Source organism: Mesorhizobium sp. M0698 (genome assembly GCF_040320455.1).
Lineage (GTDB): Bacteria > Pseudomonadota > Alphaproteobacteria > Rhizobiales > Rhizobiaceae > Mesorhizobium.
Window position 1 is genome coordinate 1 of record NZ_JAMYPQ010000045.1, and the last position, 15,693, is coordinate 15,693.

Consider the following 15,693-nt stretch of genomic DNA (forward strand, 5'->3'; position numbering starts at 1 on the left):
CATGGCGCGATCCCCCGATCGTTCTCGGAGGGATAGTCGCAGTCGCGCTAATATACGTCACCTGTCCGATCGGACAGTTGACGCGCCTTAAGGATGGATTAGACGCCTGCGCACCGCCTCGACGACAGCCTGCGTGGTCGTAGCGACGCCAAAAGCCTCGCGAGCTCGCGTTGAGTGCCATTTTACGGTGCGCTCGGTCAGACCGAGAATCTGGGAGGTTTCGGACGAGGTCTTGCCTGCTGCGGCCCACAAAAGCACCTCCCTTTCCCGATCGGTCAGCAAACCTTCATCGCCGTCATCATTTGACAAAGCCTGAATCGACATCCCGGCATATACCGCCATGGTGACTAGCTGTCCCTGTTGGCGAGGTGACAAACTGCAGCTCTTTGCAGAGGAGGCGAATGATAGGACTGACTGCCAGTGGTGGACGCTGAGCATCGGCACAGCGAAGCCGCTCCAAATGCCAAACTCCGTTGCTTCGCCCGCAACGCGTCGGGAGCCCTCGGTACCGGACCATTTTCCCGGGACTTCTGACCATAGGAACGGCTTCAGAGTTTTGGCTGAATAGATGCAAACGCCGTCAACAGTGGCATGCTCGGCCTCTACATAGCGTTCGAACCAGCCTGCCGGCCAACCGTTCAATTCCACCATCGGCGCAAGCTTTTGGCCACCGAGTGGAACACCGCTCAGGATTAGATGCTCGAAGCCGAGATCTCTCACCGTTTCAAGAAGATCGCTCAGAAGCGGCCCCGTCGCCGAATGCTTCCTGCAGCGTTCGACAAAATCAAATACGTCTGCGTCTATCATCCAACGGGTCCCCCGCCCCTGATAACCAGTCGATATAAGTATAGCCTAAATTAGTAATATCGATCATCACATTTCAACTAATAGGATTTGAGAGGGCCAGCAATGCTGCCCCCAATGGTGGTCAAGCCCATAGCCCTCCAACCAGTGCGTCGGTGGGGCTCGAGTCTTGTCCAAAGCCTTAGTGTCCGACAGTCGATTGGAATCGGCGAAGTTCGCCAGCCGGTGAACGAGGGCCGGAAAGGAATTGGCCGGCGACGGTCCCCCATGTTCCCCATCCGGATCAACTGGCGCAACCACGGCAGATGCATGCTTGAGGGTTAGGACGTCGATCGGCGCGTCTTGGCGGGCGAGAAGAGAAACGAGCCGCTCTCGACAAGCTCCACACGGAAACGAGGCGGCCCATTTAACGGCAACGCTCCGATGTCCCTCGGCCGAACGCCAACGGCGCCGTCGCCAGAGGCTCATTGAAGCCGCACGGCTGGGGCTGCGGCCATTTCCTTGCCGACCCGCGCGACCTCCTGGCGCTCCAGCGTGGCCACAAGGTGTCCATTCTCCTTTCCAGGGCTTAGCCTGTCGCAAGGGTCGTCTACGCCAAGCCGCCGTTCGGCGGGCCAAAGCAGGTGCTGGCCTATCTCGGTCGCTATACACACCGCATCGCCATCGCAAACTCACGGCTCGTCAGCATGGCCGGCGGCAAGGTCATGTTCCGCTGGAGAGACTATCGGCATGACGGCAAGGCAAAGCTCATGGCGCTCGACGCCCACGAGTTCATCCGCCGGTTCCTACTGCAAACGTTGCCGGACGGCTTCCGTCGCATCCGCCACTACGGCTTTCTCGCTAATAGCCATCGTGCCATAAAGCTCGACCTATGTCGCAGGCTGCTTGACGCTCCGCTGCAGGAGAGTGTCGCAAAGGGTGTCGAATGGGACACCGCCATCGCCCTCTCAACAACTCACCGCTGCTCCTGTTGCGGAGGGCAAATGATCACGCTGGCCATCTGGCGATATGGACAAGCGCCTCCTCGCCCGTTCTGGCGTGACACATCATGATTGCGCCGAATGCGCCAGGAACAGGGAAGTCCAGCAGCGGACGTCATGCGTGCCGGCAGATCCCTGTCGACTAGCACCATGCAACGCGACTGACTGGATCGTTCAGCGGCCACCTTGGCGTCAACATCAGGCCGGACCATCGGCATAACGCCCTCGCAAGCGCCGTCCAGGAACCTTCCGCTGCCCGGAACCATAGCGTTCGGCAGCCAACCTTCAAACCGTTCGACCAGCCGGTTCCGATACAATCCCCATAGCGCCATACCATCCCGCGGCTCCGTTCAATCCGGCTTGCAATGAGGTCCGACACCGAGAGAGCGCCCGTGTCGTGCATGCGGACCTCACAGAAGCCTCCAGATTCCAGTGAGGCGTGGTTCATGATTCACTTGAGGAACTATCGAAAGACCGAGAGCCTGGCGCCGAAGGCCAGCGGTGGCCGCCGCCATTCCAAGCTCGACCCGCATCGTGCGTTCCTGCTTGGCCGTGTGGCCGAGAAGGATGACATCACCATGCCGGAGCTTGCCGCCGAGCTGGCCGCTGCTACAGACGTCCAGGTCGCTCCTGCCTCGATCTCGCGCTGGCTCATCAGGAATGGCTATCGCTTCAAAAAAAACGCTGCTGGCCAGCGAGCAAGATCGTCCCGACGTCAGCAAGGCGCGGCAGGAGTGGCAGACCAGGCGCCAGCCGCGCATGCGGCTTGAGCCACATCGGCTGGTGTTCATCGACGAAACCGGAACCACTACGAAGATGACACGTCTGCGCGGCCGCTGCCTAAAGGGCCAACGGCTGCGCTCAAAGGCACCGTTCGGGCATTGGAAGACGCAGACCTTCATCGCCGGGTTGCGCTGTCATGGGCTCACGGCCTCTTTTGTTATCGACACGCCGATAAACCGGCGCATCTTCGAAACCTATGTCGAAACGCAGCTCGCTCCGACGCTGGCAAAGGGCGATGTCGTCATCCTCGACAATCTCGCTGCCCACAAGAGCCCGGCCGCCGAGGCAGCGATCCGGGCCAGAGGCGCATGGCTGCTCTTCCTGCCGCCCTACAGCCCAGATCTCAATCGCATCGAAATGGCATTCGCCAAGCTCAAGGCGCACCTGCGCGCAAAGGCCATCAGAACCATCGACGCCCTGTGGCAGGCCATTGGCGATATCTGCAATCTCTTCTCTCCAACAGAATGCAGAAACTACTTCGCAGCCGCAGGGTATGGACTCACATGAAAGTCCGCCGTTCTAGTAGTGCTAACGACAGGACGGGCGGAGGGATGAAGATGCGCCCGCCAGTCGATTTCGACCTCACCCTCGTCCAGTTGGTCGCGCCAGTGGCGCAGCGAATACGGCGAGAGCTTCAATGCGGCGGCATATTCGCGAACGCCCATACCGCTCCAGTTCATCGCTTCAACATGCATCGCCCAGAACGCCTGGACAGCACGGTTGCGCACATCCGTGCTCACCGCAAAGCGCAGCCGAGCGCGGCTTTTCTGCCGCTTCGCTCGCTCTTCCAGGCGATTCTGACGGCGCAATTCCGCCTGATATTCCGCCTGCTTACGCGCTGCGTCGTTGCCCGCAAAGTACCTCAGCCAGCGATCGAGCGTGTCCTTCGTCAGGCGATGCACACGGCAATATTCCGTCCGAGTCAGACCGCTGCGCTGCCACGCCTCAACGTGAACCACCCAATAGGATTGTCGCGCCTTGTTCTCGAAATGTCTCAGATTCACCGGAGATCCCTCCATGCACCGAAAGAACCTGGACGCTTACACGTGAGGACGGGAGACAGGGACAGGGACAGGGACAGCAAGATAAAGCGAGCTTACGCTCGCCCTCGCTTCGCTCGTAAGTGTCTGTCTGCACATTGTTTTTCTTGACCATCCCGACGTCAGGCGGAATGACGTAAGGTGCGGGGGCTCACGGCTATCGGCTGTGCTGTTGATCTGAAAAGCAAAGATGCGATGCCGTTGCGATGTGCGATCCGCTGATCTACGCCACAGCAAGTCTTTGCGCGCCATAGCACGCTCTGCGTTCCGGCCGTCTTGAAGCGTGAAATCTGACACCTGATGATGATAGCGACAGATTCCGGGTTCGCACCGGCCGGACGCGGCGCAGCAGCGCGCCGGCCAGCCGGCGCACGCTGCCCTTCGTGCGCCAGGTCGAGATCGCCATCCGCAAGCAAGGCGGCAATCCCAATCGCATGGGTGGAAGCGGCCGTGCCGGGAAGGGGAGTGGCCGCTTCAACGCTCGCGGCCGAGGCGGCAAGATGGCGGCAGGGTTGCCAAAGGATGGTGGCGGATGGCGGCAGGACTCCAACGGCATCCGCTTTCGCTCCCGCCGCATCGTGGTAAAGGCACGCGTCGTCAAGCTGCCGGGGCGAGGGAAGGCGAGCGGGCGCGGCCAAAAGTTCGTTACAACGAGCAAGGCGGTTGATGCGCATCTGCGCTACCTCCAGCGCGACGGTGTGACCACGGACGGCGAGAAGGGCAGGGTGTACTCGGCCTTCGGGGACGAGGCCGACGGCAAGGACTTCGTCGAGCGCGGACGCGGTGACCGACATCAGTTCCGCTTCATCGTCGCGCCGGAGGATGCCGCGGAGATGGAAGACCTGCGCTCCTTCACGCGCGATCTCATGCGGCAGATGGAAGCCGATCTTGACACGCGCCTCGACTGGATCGCTGTCGACCATCACAACACCGGTCATCCGCACAGCCACGTCCTGGTGCGCGGCGTCACCGGCGACGGCAAGATCCTGAACATCGCCGGCGACTACATCGCCCATGGCATCCGCCATCGGGCAAGTGAGCTGGTCGAACGGGAACTGGGGTTACAGAGCGAGATTGAGGTTGCCCGCAAGCTGGCCAACGAGGTCGGGGCCGAACGGCTGACCCGGCTCGACCGCATGCTGATCGCCGAACAGCAGGAGCACGATCTTGTCGATCTCCGGCCCAATGCCGGCGACAGCTACACCATTTCCAGCAATCGCTATCTGCTGATTGATCGGGCAAAGAAGCTGGAGCACTTCGGCCTGGCGAACGAGCTCGAGCCCGGCCGATGGTTCATTTCCGATCGGGCCGAGAGCACGCTGCGGGCGCTTGGCGAGCGCAACGATATCATCAAGACCATGCACCGGGCGCTGGAGGAGCACGGCCTCGCCCATGAGCGGAGCGCGGCCCAATATGTCCTGCACCGGCAGACCATCACCGAGCCGGTCGTCGGCCGTGTGCTCGCCAAGGGGCTCGCCGGCGACGAGATGATCGACCGTCTGTCGCTCGTCGTCGATGGCGTGGACGGGCGCACGCACTATGTCGAGACCGCGGATGCGGCAAAGCTAAATGACGTTCAGCGCGGCCATATCGTGGCGCTCGATCCGATCCTGCCGAAGGAAGAGCCGCGCGCGGCCGACCGCAATATCAGCATCGTAGCGGGCGACGACGGCGTCTATCGGCCGAGCAGACACCTGGAGGCGATCCGCGAGACGTTTTTGGAAGAGGGCAAGGACCCGGACGCCTCTGTCCGTTTCCATGTTCGCCGTCTCGAAGCGCTGCGCCGGGCCGGCCACGTCGAACGCATCGACGAAGACCACTGGCGCATTCCAAAAGACCTGGCCGAGCGCGGCATCGCCCACGATGCCCGCAACCGCGGCAAGGACTTCACCATTCGGGTGCTCTCGAGGCTCGATCTTGAGGCGCAGATCGGCAGCGACGGTGCCACCTGGCTCGACCGGGAGCTTACGGTCAAAAACCCCGTGCAGCTGGTCCGGTCAGGCTTTGGTCTCGACGTCGACAACGCTCTCGACAAACGCGCTACCCAGCTCGTCAGGATGGGCCATGCCGAACGCGACGTGACGAGCCGGACCATCACCTTCTCGCGCGGGAATGTAGATCCTGAAACCTTTCGAAGCGATCCAGAGGGTTCGACCCCCTCCCGGCAAAGGCGCAGCCCGCCAGCCGGAAGCGAGTCTTGCATGGGCGACGGCAACGCCGCTCGTGAAGCGTAGACAGCGGATGCTGAAGCCATGTGTCAGCCTCGAGATTATGTGCATGCGGAGGCCTTCGGCGTGGGTAGCCCGGGGGCAGCATCGTCGGAACCGCCAGGGGCGAGGTTCTGGCGGCTCGGCCGGGGTCTTGGAGCAGGGCAAAGGCATGGGATGGGATCGCCAGGGAACCTGTGAGATCCCGCCCATGTCCACAAGCGAAGTACGCCGGAACAGGGACCGCCGGTTGACCACGGGTCCAGGCTCGATGAGCGTCCTCCACGCTCATCGGGAGCGCCTCGGCGAGCACGAACAAGGGAGGCGCATGTGGGGCCTGTGACCGAAACTATAAGGGAGCAGGTATGCGTGAGCGGGAAGTCGTAGCGCCTTCATAGTAGCCGTGAAGACGGGGAACTGGGCTCACCGGGACCCGACGGAGCGAAGGAAGGCGTCATGTGTAGAGAACCGTTGACCTGAAACATGGGAGGGGCTCTGAACCCCACAAACCTGTCTACGAACCGACAACGGATAGCCGAACTGGCGAGGACGAAACGGGGTGTGGCGCTGTGCTCGCTCCACCATGTCATCGATCTGGACTGGATGAAGGAGGCCTACCGGCTGACCCGCAAGGATGGTGCCCCTGGCATCGACGGCGTCACGGCGGCGGACTATGAGGTGAACCTGGAGACCAGACTTCTGGACCTCCTGGAGCGCATCAAGTCCGGCCGATATTGTGCGCCGCCGGTCCGGCGGGCCTATATACTTGCGGATGGGTCGCAAAGGATGCTCGGCATTCCGACCTTCGAGGACAAGGTTGCGCAACGCGCCATTACGATGGTGCTGGAGACCGTCTATGAGGAGGATTTCTACCCCTGCTCGTATGGGTTCCGACCGGGCCGCTCGGCCCATCAGGCGCTCCGCAATATGCAGAACGTGCTGTGGGCAAAGCGGCTCTATTGGGTGATCGATCTCGACATACAGAAGTACTTCGACTCGATTCCGCACTCTCACCTCCGGGCGTTCCTCGACCAGCGAGTCACGGACGGCGTCATCCGACGGATGATCGATAAATGGCTGAACGCAGGAGCCGTCGAAGACGGTCTTCTGCGCCGAACGGCCGAAGGGTCCCCGCAAGGAGGCGTGGTCTCGCCCTGCCTCTCGAACATCTTCCTGCACCACGTGCTGGACGAATGGTTCGAGACCGAGGTGCGGCCGCGGCTTCGTGGGGGCTGTACCATTGCCCGCTACGCTGACGATGCGCTCATGGCGTTCGACAACATCGTCGACGCCCAGCGTGTCCTGGCAGTGCTGGACAAACGTCTTGGACGGTTCGGGCTTACGCTCCACCCCGACAAGACGCGTCTCGTCGACTTTCGCCCGCGAAGGACGGAGAGCACACGGCATCCGGAGACGGATGGCACCAACTTCGACTTTCTCGGCCTGACCCATGTGTGGGGACGGTCGCGCAGAGGCAATGGTGATGCAAGTCACGGCCAAGGGCGGTTTTGCTCGTGCGCTGGCTGCGGTAAGTGACTGGTGCCGGAAACACCGGAACTGGTCGATCCGCGATCAGCATCGCCATCTCTCGTCCATGATGCGGGGCCACTTCGCCTATTATGGCGTCGGGGGAAATGCTCGGCGATTGCGATGGTTCGCCCACCAGGTCGTGAGGATATGGCAGAAATGGCTATCTCGGCGAGATCGTCAAAGCGTGTTCCGATGGACCCGCCTTAACGAAATCCTGAAACGCCATCCGCTGCCGCCAGCCAGGATTCTTCATTCGTTTGCCACCGTGAGCGAAACTCTACCATGAGGAACCGGATGCGGGAAAACTGCACGTCCGGGTCTGTGAGGGGTGGGGGCAGTAACGCCCCCACCTACTCGGCATTCGAGGCGGCGGAACGCGGCGGGGGCCGCCAGATGGGCGAGATCGCCGAAGAAGCTCAGCTTGCCCGTGGTAAACGCCGTCTGCAGTTCCTCCAGGAATAACCGGCGAAACAGGCGCGACATCACCCGCACGGGCAGGAAGAAGCCGCGCCGGCAGGCGACCCGACGCGTTCCATCAAGGGAGATGCCGCCGCCCGGCACGATGCAATGGATGTGGGGATGATAGGGCAGGTTCTGACCCCAACTGTGGAGCACCGCAACGACTCCCGCCATGAAGACAAAGATCATTGTCAGTGAACTGAGGCGACTTTCCGTTTTGAGGATGAACTTCCAGACTCGGTACCGCCGCGGATGTAACGGCGCGATCAGTGGCCCAATAACGAGGATCACGATGTCGTAGATCCCGAGGATGAGGCCATTTACAATATCGTTGAACATATCGAGCGGTTTGAACATATAGCGATCCGATTAACGGCAGAAAAACGGCGCCTAAGTATTATCCCTGTCACTCGCTTTGTCGATTTTGGTTCGTTTCAGACGCGGCGCAGGGATAATCGCCTTGCCTGGTCGGACGATGGGCGACGGCATTCGCCCCGATTCCTGCAGCGAGGCGAGTTCGCACTCGATGCGGGCGCAGATCGGCAGCAGTGCCTTGCTCGCCTTGCCCATGCCGAGGTTACATCCTGGCGAGACTGTCCATGCGCTAGATGCGCCCGCTGGTGACCGGCTGCGGCTTCACGCCTTCATCTCTGACCGGCAGATCAAGCGGCCGGGTCCATGGAATTGCGGGTTCCACGCGGAAACGATTGCTGTGTAGCGCTTCAGCATACCATCGATGGTTGCGCCAGATGGGGTGAGCTTCACGCTTGCCCTAGATGTGAGCTTTCGGGAGGTTGTCCATTCGGACCGGACCGAGGAGACCGGAGTTACCACGCTTCAGAATCCATCGGAGGGTCCGAATGAACATCCACAAGAATGCCCGTCTCACACCGCTGCGTCGAGAGGAGATGGCGCTGTCGGTGATAGAAGGCGCTTTTTCCAAAGCCCATGCGGCGCGGGTCTATGGCGTGTCGGCCAAGATCGTAGCGCGCTGGGTCGAGCGCTATAAGACCGAAGGGCGGGCCGGCATGGTCGACCGTTCCTCGCGGCCTGCCCATATGCCACAGGTCACCGGTGCGTCGATCGCCGAGCGCATCGTGGCGTTGCGGCGGCAACGTTGGACCGGCAAGCACATCGCCCATGAGGTCGGCGTCTCGCCCGCCACCGTCAGCCGGGTTCTCAAGCGTGCCGTACTGTCGCGGCTGAGCGATATCGAACCAGCCGAACCGGTCCGGCGCCACGAGCGGGAGAACCCAGGCGAGATGATCCATATCGACATCAAGAAGCTCGGCCGCTTCAGCCAGGTCGGCCATCGCATCACCAGCGATCCGCAAAAGGGCAAGTCGCGCGGCGCCGGCTGGGAGTTCGTCCATGTCTGCATCGACGACGCTTCCCGCATCGCCTTCTCGCAAATCCTGCCCGACGAGAAAAAGGAGACCGCCATCGCCTTCCTCAAGGCGGCGGTCGCCTATTACGCCAGCCTCGGCGTCGCGATAGCCCGCGTCATGAGCGACAACGGCTCCTGCTACAGATCGAAGGCCTTCGCCAAGGCCTGCCGTGATCTTGGCCTCAAGCACGTCAGGACAAGGCCCTATACGCCCAAGACCAATGGCAAGGCCGAGCGCTTCATCCAGACGGCGCTGCGCGAATGGGCCTATGCCATTGCCTACCCGACATCCGATCACCGCGCCGCTGAACTGCCTATCTGGCTCCACAGATACAATTGGCGTCGCCCACACGGCAGCCTAAGGTTCAAACCACCTATCAGTCGCCTCGCCCCAACCGAGGACAACCTGTTGAGGCTCCACACCTAGAGCGCCAGATCCACGATTGCCTGCCGGGCCGTGCAGACAATGCTGCGGGCATAGTCGAGGTCGACCGACGTATCGGCCTCGCGGTGATAGTTAGGATTTGGGTCGGCTGTGGGCTCGGCCCCCAGATTGGCAAAAAAATCCTCGCTGACAAGGACGGCGCCGTACCCCTGCTGGTGGAAAGCCGCGTGGTCCGAGCGGTTTATGGCGCCGTCGTAAAGCGTCCGATCCGGCGCGCCGTTCCAGCTCGTGCCCAGGTAGATTTGAGCGGGTGCCAATGCGCCCTGGCTGGCCGCAGCGTTTGCGAGGCGGTCCGCCAGCGGAATGCTGAGGTCGCGAATGGCGGGATCGGTGTAGCCGGCATGAATCTCGAAGAGGCGGTTGGGGTCGGAATTGTAGCCGATCATATCCATGCAGATGACGGCCCGGATCGGTGCATTCAGGGATTTCATTTTCGCCGCATAGGCTTTGGAGCCGACAAGCCCCGACTCTTCGGCGTTGAAGAAACAGAAACGCACGGTGTGCGTGAGCTTTCCGCGAAGAGGCCACAGATGGCGCGCGAGCGACAGAACGGCTGCGACACCTGAGCCATCGTCATCCCGGCCGGGCGCGGGGTCCGTCGCTGGAGAATAGCCCGGTTCGAACCCCGCGGTCGAGTCGAGGTGGCACCCAACGACGACAAGATCGGAACCATATCCCGCGATCGGGCAAGGCTTCTTCCACCAGGGATACCAAGGATGCAGCCGGAAGAGCTTTTCGACCCGCAGGCGGAGTTCCGCATCGGACAGGTCTTCGAACACCATTTCCTGAAACCGATCCGTGTCGGCGAGTTCCTGCATTTCCCGTTTCCACTGGTCCGGCGGAATGGGTAACGGCGTGTCGCGAAGGATACGCAGGTAGCACTCAAGGATCTCCGGCTTCACTCTCAGAACTCCTGCTCCCGGTAGGTCGGCTATGATGTTGGAGTGGGTCTGGCCCGCATGTGTGAAATCGTGCCTGTAGGCGCAGTAGCCGATTGCTTCGAGATCGGCCAGAAGCGCAGCTTCGGCTCGCTTGTTGTCGGCATGTGCGGAGTGCCGCGAGATCAGCGACCCATCCGCATCTAGACTCGCAACGCCGGTGTAGCGATCCAAGTCGTTCTCGTAGCTGGCAGTGACGGCGGAACATCGCGGCCGCAACATCCTGATAGTGTTGCGTTCAGCTTCATTCCTTACGATCGGCTCGAGAATGCCCTCCGGAAGTGCACTCAGATCGATTGAATCGCTGGCCTCACTGTAGCGGTTTGCGGGCCGAAGGAGATTCGGATCGGGAACGAGAAGCTCCGAATGGCCATGCGAACCATGCACATGGAGAGCCTGCGCGTCTTCATCAGGACCCAGCGCGATGAGCACTTGGCCCGCTTCCGCGTGCAGGATGGTCCGTTGGGACAGAGCCTTGCGGACTTCCTCGCTGTCTTCGTCGATGCGTGCCCATACAAGGTCTTCCGTCGTGGGCTCGTAAGGAAGCCTGCTGACCTCCACCCGGTTCATGGCGGCCAGCAACGGCACGTCTGCAGATACGAGAGCGATAAGCGCCCAGTCCTTGCCGTTCGCAGGCTGGAAATGCATGGGAATGACATCTTCGCGCAAGCCCAGGCGCTGAAGCGTTTCTCTTGGGCCGACAATGCGCACCGCCTCGGGAGATCCTCCCTGCATCATCATGGGAAGGAGCGCGATATGGGGTGCCGGATATAATCCCGCCCGATGCGCTTCGCCGCGAAGCTTTCGATCGGCGGACACCAGGGCTGTTGCGGGCGCCTGTCTGGAAAGGCCGGTAATCCGCCGGCGGCCATCGCCAAATCTGAGCGCCTCCGAAACCGGCGCGACCTTGATACCGCCCGCCCAGTCGGACAGGCTGGCAATTGCAGCATGGTCAAGGCTAGTCGGCGCGACCAAAGTAACGTCCAGCTTGTTTGCCCGCGCGGCGAGGAGCGCGGTCCGGGCTTCGGGCCAAAGATCGAGGCCCAGTAGCGTGCCATTCTCTTCGCGCAACTCTCCGGCCGACTGATCCAGCATCACGATTGCGCGTTCGATTTTCGGTGTCCTGGTCGTCATGATCGTCGTTCCCGTTGTGTGTTCGCATTCATGGCGTTTCGATGCCGTATCTGAGCCGGTCCAGATGTGCGTAAGTACCGAACCGGTGCAAAACGAAAAGTCGATCGAACTGACCCTCGGCAAGATCGGAAAGACCAACTCCGCCCAGGCCTGCTGCTATGTCGTCGACCGTGTTCGAGTGTCCCACCACCAATATTCGGCCGCCGGCATGATCGGCCCAGCAGTATCAGGCCGACGACGCCCTGAACGTCACCTGCCTGATACTGCTGGGCCGTTACACCGGCAGCCGAAGCCGTCGGAGCGCCCGTCTGCTTCGCACGGACAAAATTCGTGACGAAGACGGCGTCGATGCCGGCATCGACGAGCGTATGCGCCAAGGTTTGTGCCCGCGCCGCTCCGTCCGGCGAAAGCGGCGGATCTGCGCTGTTGTCGGCCTTTTCCGCATGCCTGACTAGGAAGACCGTCGTCACGGTGATGGGCCACAAGACGCCCCATATCCAGAAAAGGACCAGCATGCCGACCAGGAGCGTCGCGAGGATCCATGGCCGCCGGCCGCATGTTATGGCTTCGCCTATACTCACTTCGAACTCGCTGAACGCAAAGCCGGGAGAATGGTCGGGGAGCGGATGAACGCCGATCCCCGACTGGCTCCGCCGACTATTCGTCGAAATCGATTTCGAACCGCACGGTGCGAATGCGGCGACCCGTGTCGGCCCTGCCAGTTTCCGCCTGCTCTCCGCGAAGGACCCTCAGAATCTCCTCGATTGTGGCGGTCTGTGCGGAATTACTGTCCGCAGTCGCCTTTGCGGCTCCGACCTCCTTTGCCCCGCCCGCCATTGCCGGCGCCTCGATTTGTTTCGGCTTACCATCGGCGGCGTCGAATGACACCGGATAGGTCATGCCCCCTGACAATTCGCCATCCAGGAAAGTGAAGATCTTGATCTCGTTGTCGCCGTTGGCGATCGCGCCCTTGACCAGATCCGGATCCATCTGTTTGCCTGGTTCGATGGACAGCACTACTTTGCGCTTGTCACGTGCTCCCAATTCGAACTTCTGGCCACCCTCGGAGACAACGCGCATCTCCCAGCCAAGCTTGCGCATGAATTGCGGCAACTGGAGATCGATGTGGCAGACTACCGACCGCTTGAGCGGATTGCGGATGAGAATGAGGTGCTCGCGGAACAGCTCTACCAGATGCCTCAGGCTCGGCAGGACCGGAGTCACATTTCGTTGGCCGATATTGTTGTCGAAGGGGACGAATCGGTATTCAGGAATGGTTCCCGTGATGGTCGTGTCATTCCCCGGGTCCCCATCGGCATGGGCGATCGCCAACAGGCATTCATGCCCGACCTGGGTGGGTACGAAGGCAAACGGGCCTATGATCGTCGCACCGCCGGGCGCAATCGATCCCGATGCCGGTATTGTCGGCGTTGCCATCGCCGTCCAATCGTCGGGAAAAGCGAGGCCTGTTCCCGGCAGGCAGTGATAGGCGTCCACCCTGACATTGTTGGCCGTCTGCAGTCCGCGGTTCTTGACCCGCACATACATGAAGTTCGTCACCCCGACCACAGGGTGCTGATGTGTCAGGCCGCCGTCCGCCGAACGGCGTACCCACATATCCTGGCAAGACCAGTGGTTCGGTTGGTACTGGTAGTGGCCGTTGCGTCCGTCATCGATATAGACATCGACGTCGGGAGGATTGCCTTCGGTCCCAACGCTGTTTCCCTGTCCGGGGCTGGCGCCAGGTTGAAACAGCCCCTGCTTTTCGAACGCCCAGCGCACGACCTTGTGCAATGCTCCGCCGGCAATGCCCTTGAAGTCGGCCGTCGTCCGGTCGGCATTCTGGAGGTTTGTGACGAAGACTTCTGGGAACGCTGTCGTGGATGACAGGAGGCCGATCGCCTTGAAGATCAGATAGGCGACGGTTTGAGAAGCGCGCCTCTGCGTAGCAATGTCGCCCGCGTCTCCGCCGAGGGAGCGGTAGAGCCGGAAGAGGGTCGTAGACAGGATCTGCTCGCCGCGATACTGCGTATTGTATTGAGGTCCAAACCATGCCCATCCATCGGCGATCGCCCGGTCGTGTCGGCGGCCGATGGGCGTTCCAGCTTGAACCCAGGGAAATGTGTCGAAGCGGTCCGGCGCGTTGGATCCTGGATCGTTCAAGATAGCGGCCAGACTGTCGCCGGCGGAATGGGCAAAGCCGAAATTGGGCGAATTGACATGATCCCACAGGAGAGCGTGACCGAATTCGTGCCAGACGACACGGTTTGAGGTGGTCATGCCGACCGGCTGGTTCATCTGCAGGAGCGCAAACCGGAACTCCATGAGGCCATTGCCCATCACGTTTCCAGGGGCAGAGGCGTTCACCTCGTTACCATCGACGGAATTTATCCGGGCACGATGATCGACCGGCACCGGAAATGTCGTTCCGTCGAAATAGGAAGCAACGTCGAAGCCATAGTCCGTCATCGTCCGGAACAGCCGATCGCAATTGAAATATCCATTCACTGCCGAGAAATTGTCTGTGCGCACATCATAGTTGAATGCCCCGGCCGGAAGCGGCACGGTCGGCGGCGGGGCCGTCGGCAGATCGAAATCCACGATCGTGACATGTTCACCTGCAAGCGATTGCGGCGTGCCTGGCGAAAGCCCCCCGAGCACCTCCGAGGCCCGGAACGGATTGAGCTGGGTATTCGACGATGCCCCGGTGACGGCCGCGCCGGTCTGCGTCTGCGGATCCCGCGCATAGACGAGACCGGTCGCGCTGGCGACGAGTGCGCGAATATAGAGAATGGCGCCCGATTTCGGTTCGATCAGCGCGCGCCAATTGACGGGCGTCTCCCCTTCGACGCGCGAAGCCTTGAACAGCACCTCGTCGACGATATAGTGCTTGCCTTTCTCGATGGTGTCCGGCACGGGCGGCAGCTTCAGCGCGACATGCTCGTGATCGCCAAAACAGCCGCCGTGATCGTCCTCGGCGAGGTCCACGCGTTCGTCCGGTTCGTAACGATATAGGACTTGGCGCGGAATCTGCCCTTCCTTGCTCAGGTTCGGCAGATCGATTCCGAGCTTCTTTTTCAATGCGGCGCCAGTCAGCTTGCGCTCGGCATCCTTCGGCGCCCTTGCGCCAAGGTTGGCGATCTCAACGCGGTTGTGCATGGAAGACTGGAGGGACGTTACTCCCCGCTCGGCCATGTCGACATGCACGCCCATTCTGGCATTGAAGATCTGCAGGCCGGAGGCCAGTTGATCATACACAACGACCGTCGAATTCCCGATGTTCTTCTCTTCCGTCACTACCATCACGGGGTCGTTAGATCGCGACGAATCCGCCAGTCCTGCTTCATCGCTATCCAGGCGGGATTGCGTCAGTCCCATCTCGGCCATTTTTTCTGCAATGAAGCGGTTGGCGATCTGGATGGCTGTCTCCCCCACAAAGGCATCGGCCCGGCCTGACGGCTGTTCCGGTTTGACAAGAACTGCTTCGCCATATTCGTTTCGAATTAGCTGGTCGGACATTGTATTTTCCCTTCGGATCGGGTGTAATCAAAATAACTCAGGTATAAATTGACCCGCGCGTGTAGCATGCCGCAGATCCCTCTGAACGAACCACCTGCTGCGACGTATCGTACACGCCGGAAGCTTCCGAGAGTCGCTTTTCATCTCTATTTGCGTGCGCGAAGGGAAATTGGTTACCACGTCGAACCAGCAGCGAGTTGTCGATTCCAAGAATCTTGCGCACGCTCGCCAGCGCACGCTCATTCACCTCGATGTATGCGACGATGTACCACTCGCCGTTGTGTTCCCTGGCCATTCCCATCGGTTCGGCCCGCCATTTGAGCGCGGCATGGTGGGGCATGAAGTAGGTTTCCTGGATACCGCCCACCGCACTGAGAGCCTCATCGAGAGCGTATTCCATTACCGCGCAGCACAGCTGCGTCAGCGTGCCGCGCAACCCGGTTGAGCGTTTGTCGGGAACGACGAAG

At 61.1% G+C, this 15,693-nt stretch carries 10 protein-coding genes and 3 pseudogenes; 5 read left to right on the forward strand and 8 right to left on the reverse strand.

What is annotated here, in order from left to right; all coding sequences use genetic code 11:
* Positions 1-87 precede the first annotated feature (87 nt).
* A complete protein-coding gene (locus NKI16_RS32810) occupies positions 88-807 on the reverse strand; it encodes a LuxR family transcriptional regulator (RefSeq protein WP_352924610.1) in 720 nt (239 codons plus the stop codon).
* Positions 808-1,388: 581 nt separating this feature from the next.
* Here NKI16_RS32810 and NKI16_RS32815 point away from each other — a divergent pair.
* Both NKI16_RS32815 and NKI16_RS32820 read left to right on the forward strand, forming a co-directional pair.
* A pseudogene (locus tag NKI16_RS32815) lies at positions 1,389-1,856 on the forward strand (IS91 family transposase); the annotation flags it as partial.
* Between the two features lie 293 nt (positions 1,857-2,149).
* Positions 2,150-3,074 (forward strand): IS630 family transposase gene (locus NKI16_RS32820; RefSeq protein WP_502897648.1). Its coding sequence is split into 2 segments (ribosomal slippage): positions 2,150-2,439 and positions 2,438-3,074, totalling 927 coding nucleotides; the frame shifts between segments, so codons are not numbered across the junction.
* Here the strand turns inward: NKI16_RS32820 and tnpA are convergent.
* The gene (gene tnpA, locus NKI16_RS32825) at positions 3,041-3,571 is read right to left on the reverse strand and encodes an IS66 family insertion sequence element accessory protein TnpA (protein ID WP_352924612.1); all 531 of its coding nucleotides are present in this window, start codon (positions 3,569-3,571) and stop codon (positions 3,041-3,043) included. The genes NKI16_RS32820 and tnpA overlap by 34 nt on opposite strands.
* A gap of 419 nt (positions 3,572-3,990) precedes the next feature.
* On the opposite strand from tnpA, the gene NKI16_RS32830 reads away from it, so the two are divergent.
* Together NKI16_RS32830 and NKI16_RS32835 are read left to right on the forward strand one after the other, a co-directional pair.
* Complete coding sequence (locus NKI16_RS32830) at positions 3,991-5,841, forward strand: relaxase/mobilization nuclease domain-containing protein (protein WP_352924614.1); 1,851 nt, start codon at positions 3,991-3,993, stop codon at positions 5,839-5,841.
* A 534-nt stretch (positions 5,842-6,375) separates the two neighbouring features.
* A complete protein-coding gene (locus tag NKI16_RS32835; protein WP_352924616.1) occupies positions 6,376-7,350 on the forward strand; it encodes a reverse transcriptase domain-containing protein in 975 nt (324 codons plus the stop codon).
* 360 nt (positions 7,351-7,710) lie between these two features.
* On the opposite strand, the pseudogene NKI16_RS32840 reads toward NKI16_RS32835, so the two are convergent.
* A pseudogene (locus tag NKI16_RS32840) lies at positions 7,711-7,971 on the reverse strand (transposase); the annotation flags it as partial.
* Positions 7,972-8,193: 222 nt separating this feature from the next.
* Positions 8,194-8,373, reverse strand: a complete 180-nt coding sequence (locus tag NKI16_RS32845) for a hypothetical protein (protein WP_352924618.1) — start codon at positions 8,371-8,373, stop codon at positions 8,194-8,196.
* A 290-nt stretch (positions 8,374-8,663) separates the two neighbouring features.
* On the opposite strand from NKI16_RS32845, the gene NKI16_RS32850 reads away from it, so the two are divergent.
* Positions 8,664-9,617 (forward strand): IS481 family transposase, encoded by a 954-nt coding sequence (locus NKI16_RS32850; RefSeq protein ID WP_352924620.1) that lies wholly within the window; start codon positions 8,664-8,666, stop codon positions 9,615-9,617.
* Here the strand turns inward: NKI16_RS32850 and NKI16_RS32855 are convergent.
* The 4 genes and pseudogenes from NKI16_RS32855 to NKI16_RS32870 form a co-directional block, all read right to left on the reverse strand.
* Positions 9,614-11,707, reverse strand: coding sequence for a M28 family metallopeptidase (locus tag NKI16_RS32855; protein ID WP_352924622.1), 2,094 nt, complete (start codon positions 11,705-11,707; stop codon positions 9,614-9,616). The genes NKI16_RS32850 and NKI16_RS32855 overlap by 4 nt on opposite strands.
* Complete coding sequence (locus tag NKI16_RS32860) at positions 11,704-12,222, reverse strand: histidine phosphatase family protein (protein ID WP_352924625.1); 519 nt, start codon at positions 12,220-12,222, stop codon at positions 11,704-11,706. The genes NKI16_RS32855 and NKI16_RS32860 overlap by 4 nt, the downstream gene beginning before the upstream one ends.
* 142 nt (positions 12,223-12,364) lie before the next feature.
* Positions 12,365-15,226 (reverse strand): hypothetical protein, encoded by a 2,862-nt coding sequence (locus NKI16_RS32865; protein WP_352924627.1) that lies wholly within the window; start codon positions 15,224-15,226, stop codon positions 12,365-12,367.
* Between the two features lie 37 nt (positions 15,227-15,263).
* Positions 15,264-15,693: pseudogene (locus NKI16_RS32870) on the reverse strand (hypothetical protein); the annotation flags it as partial.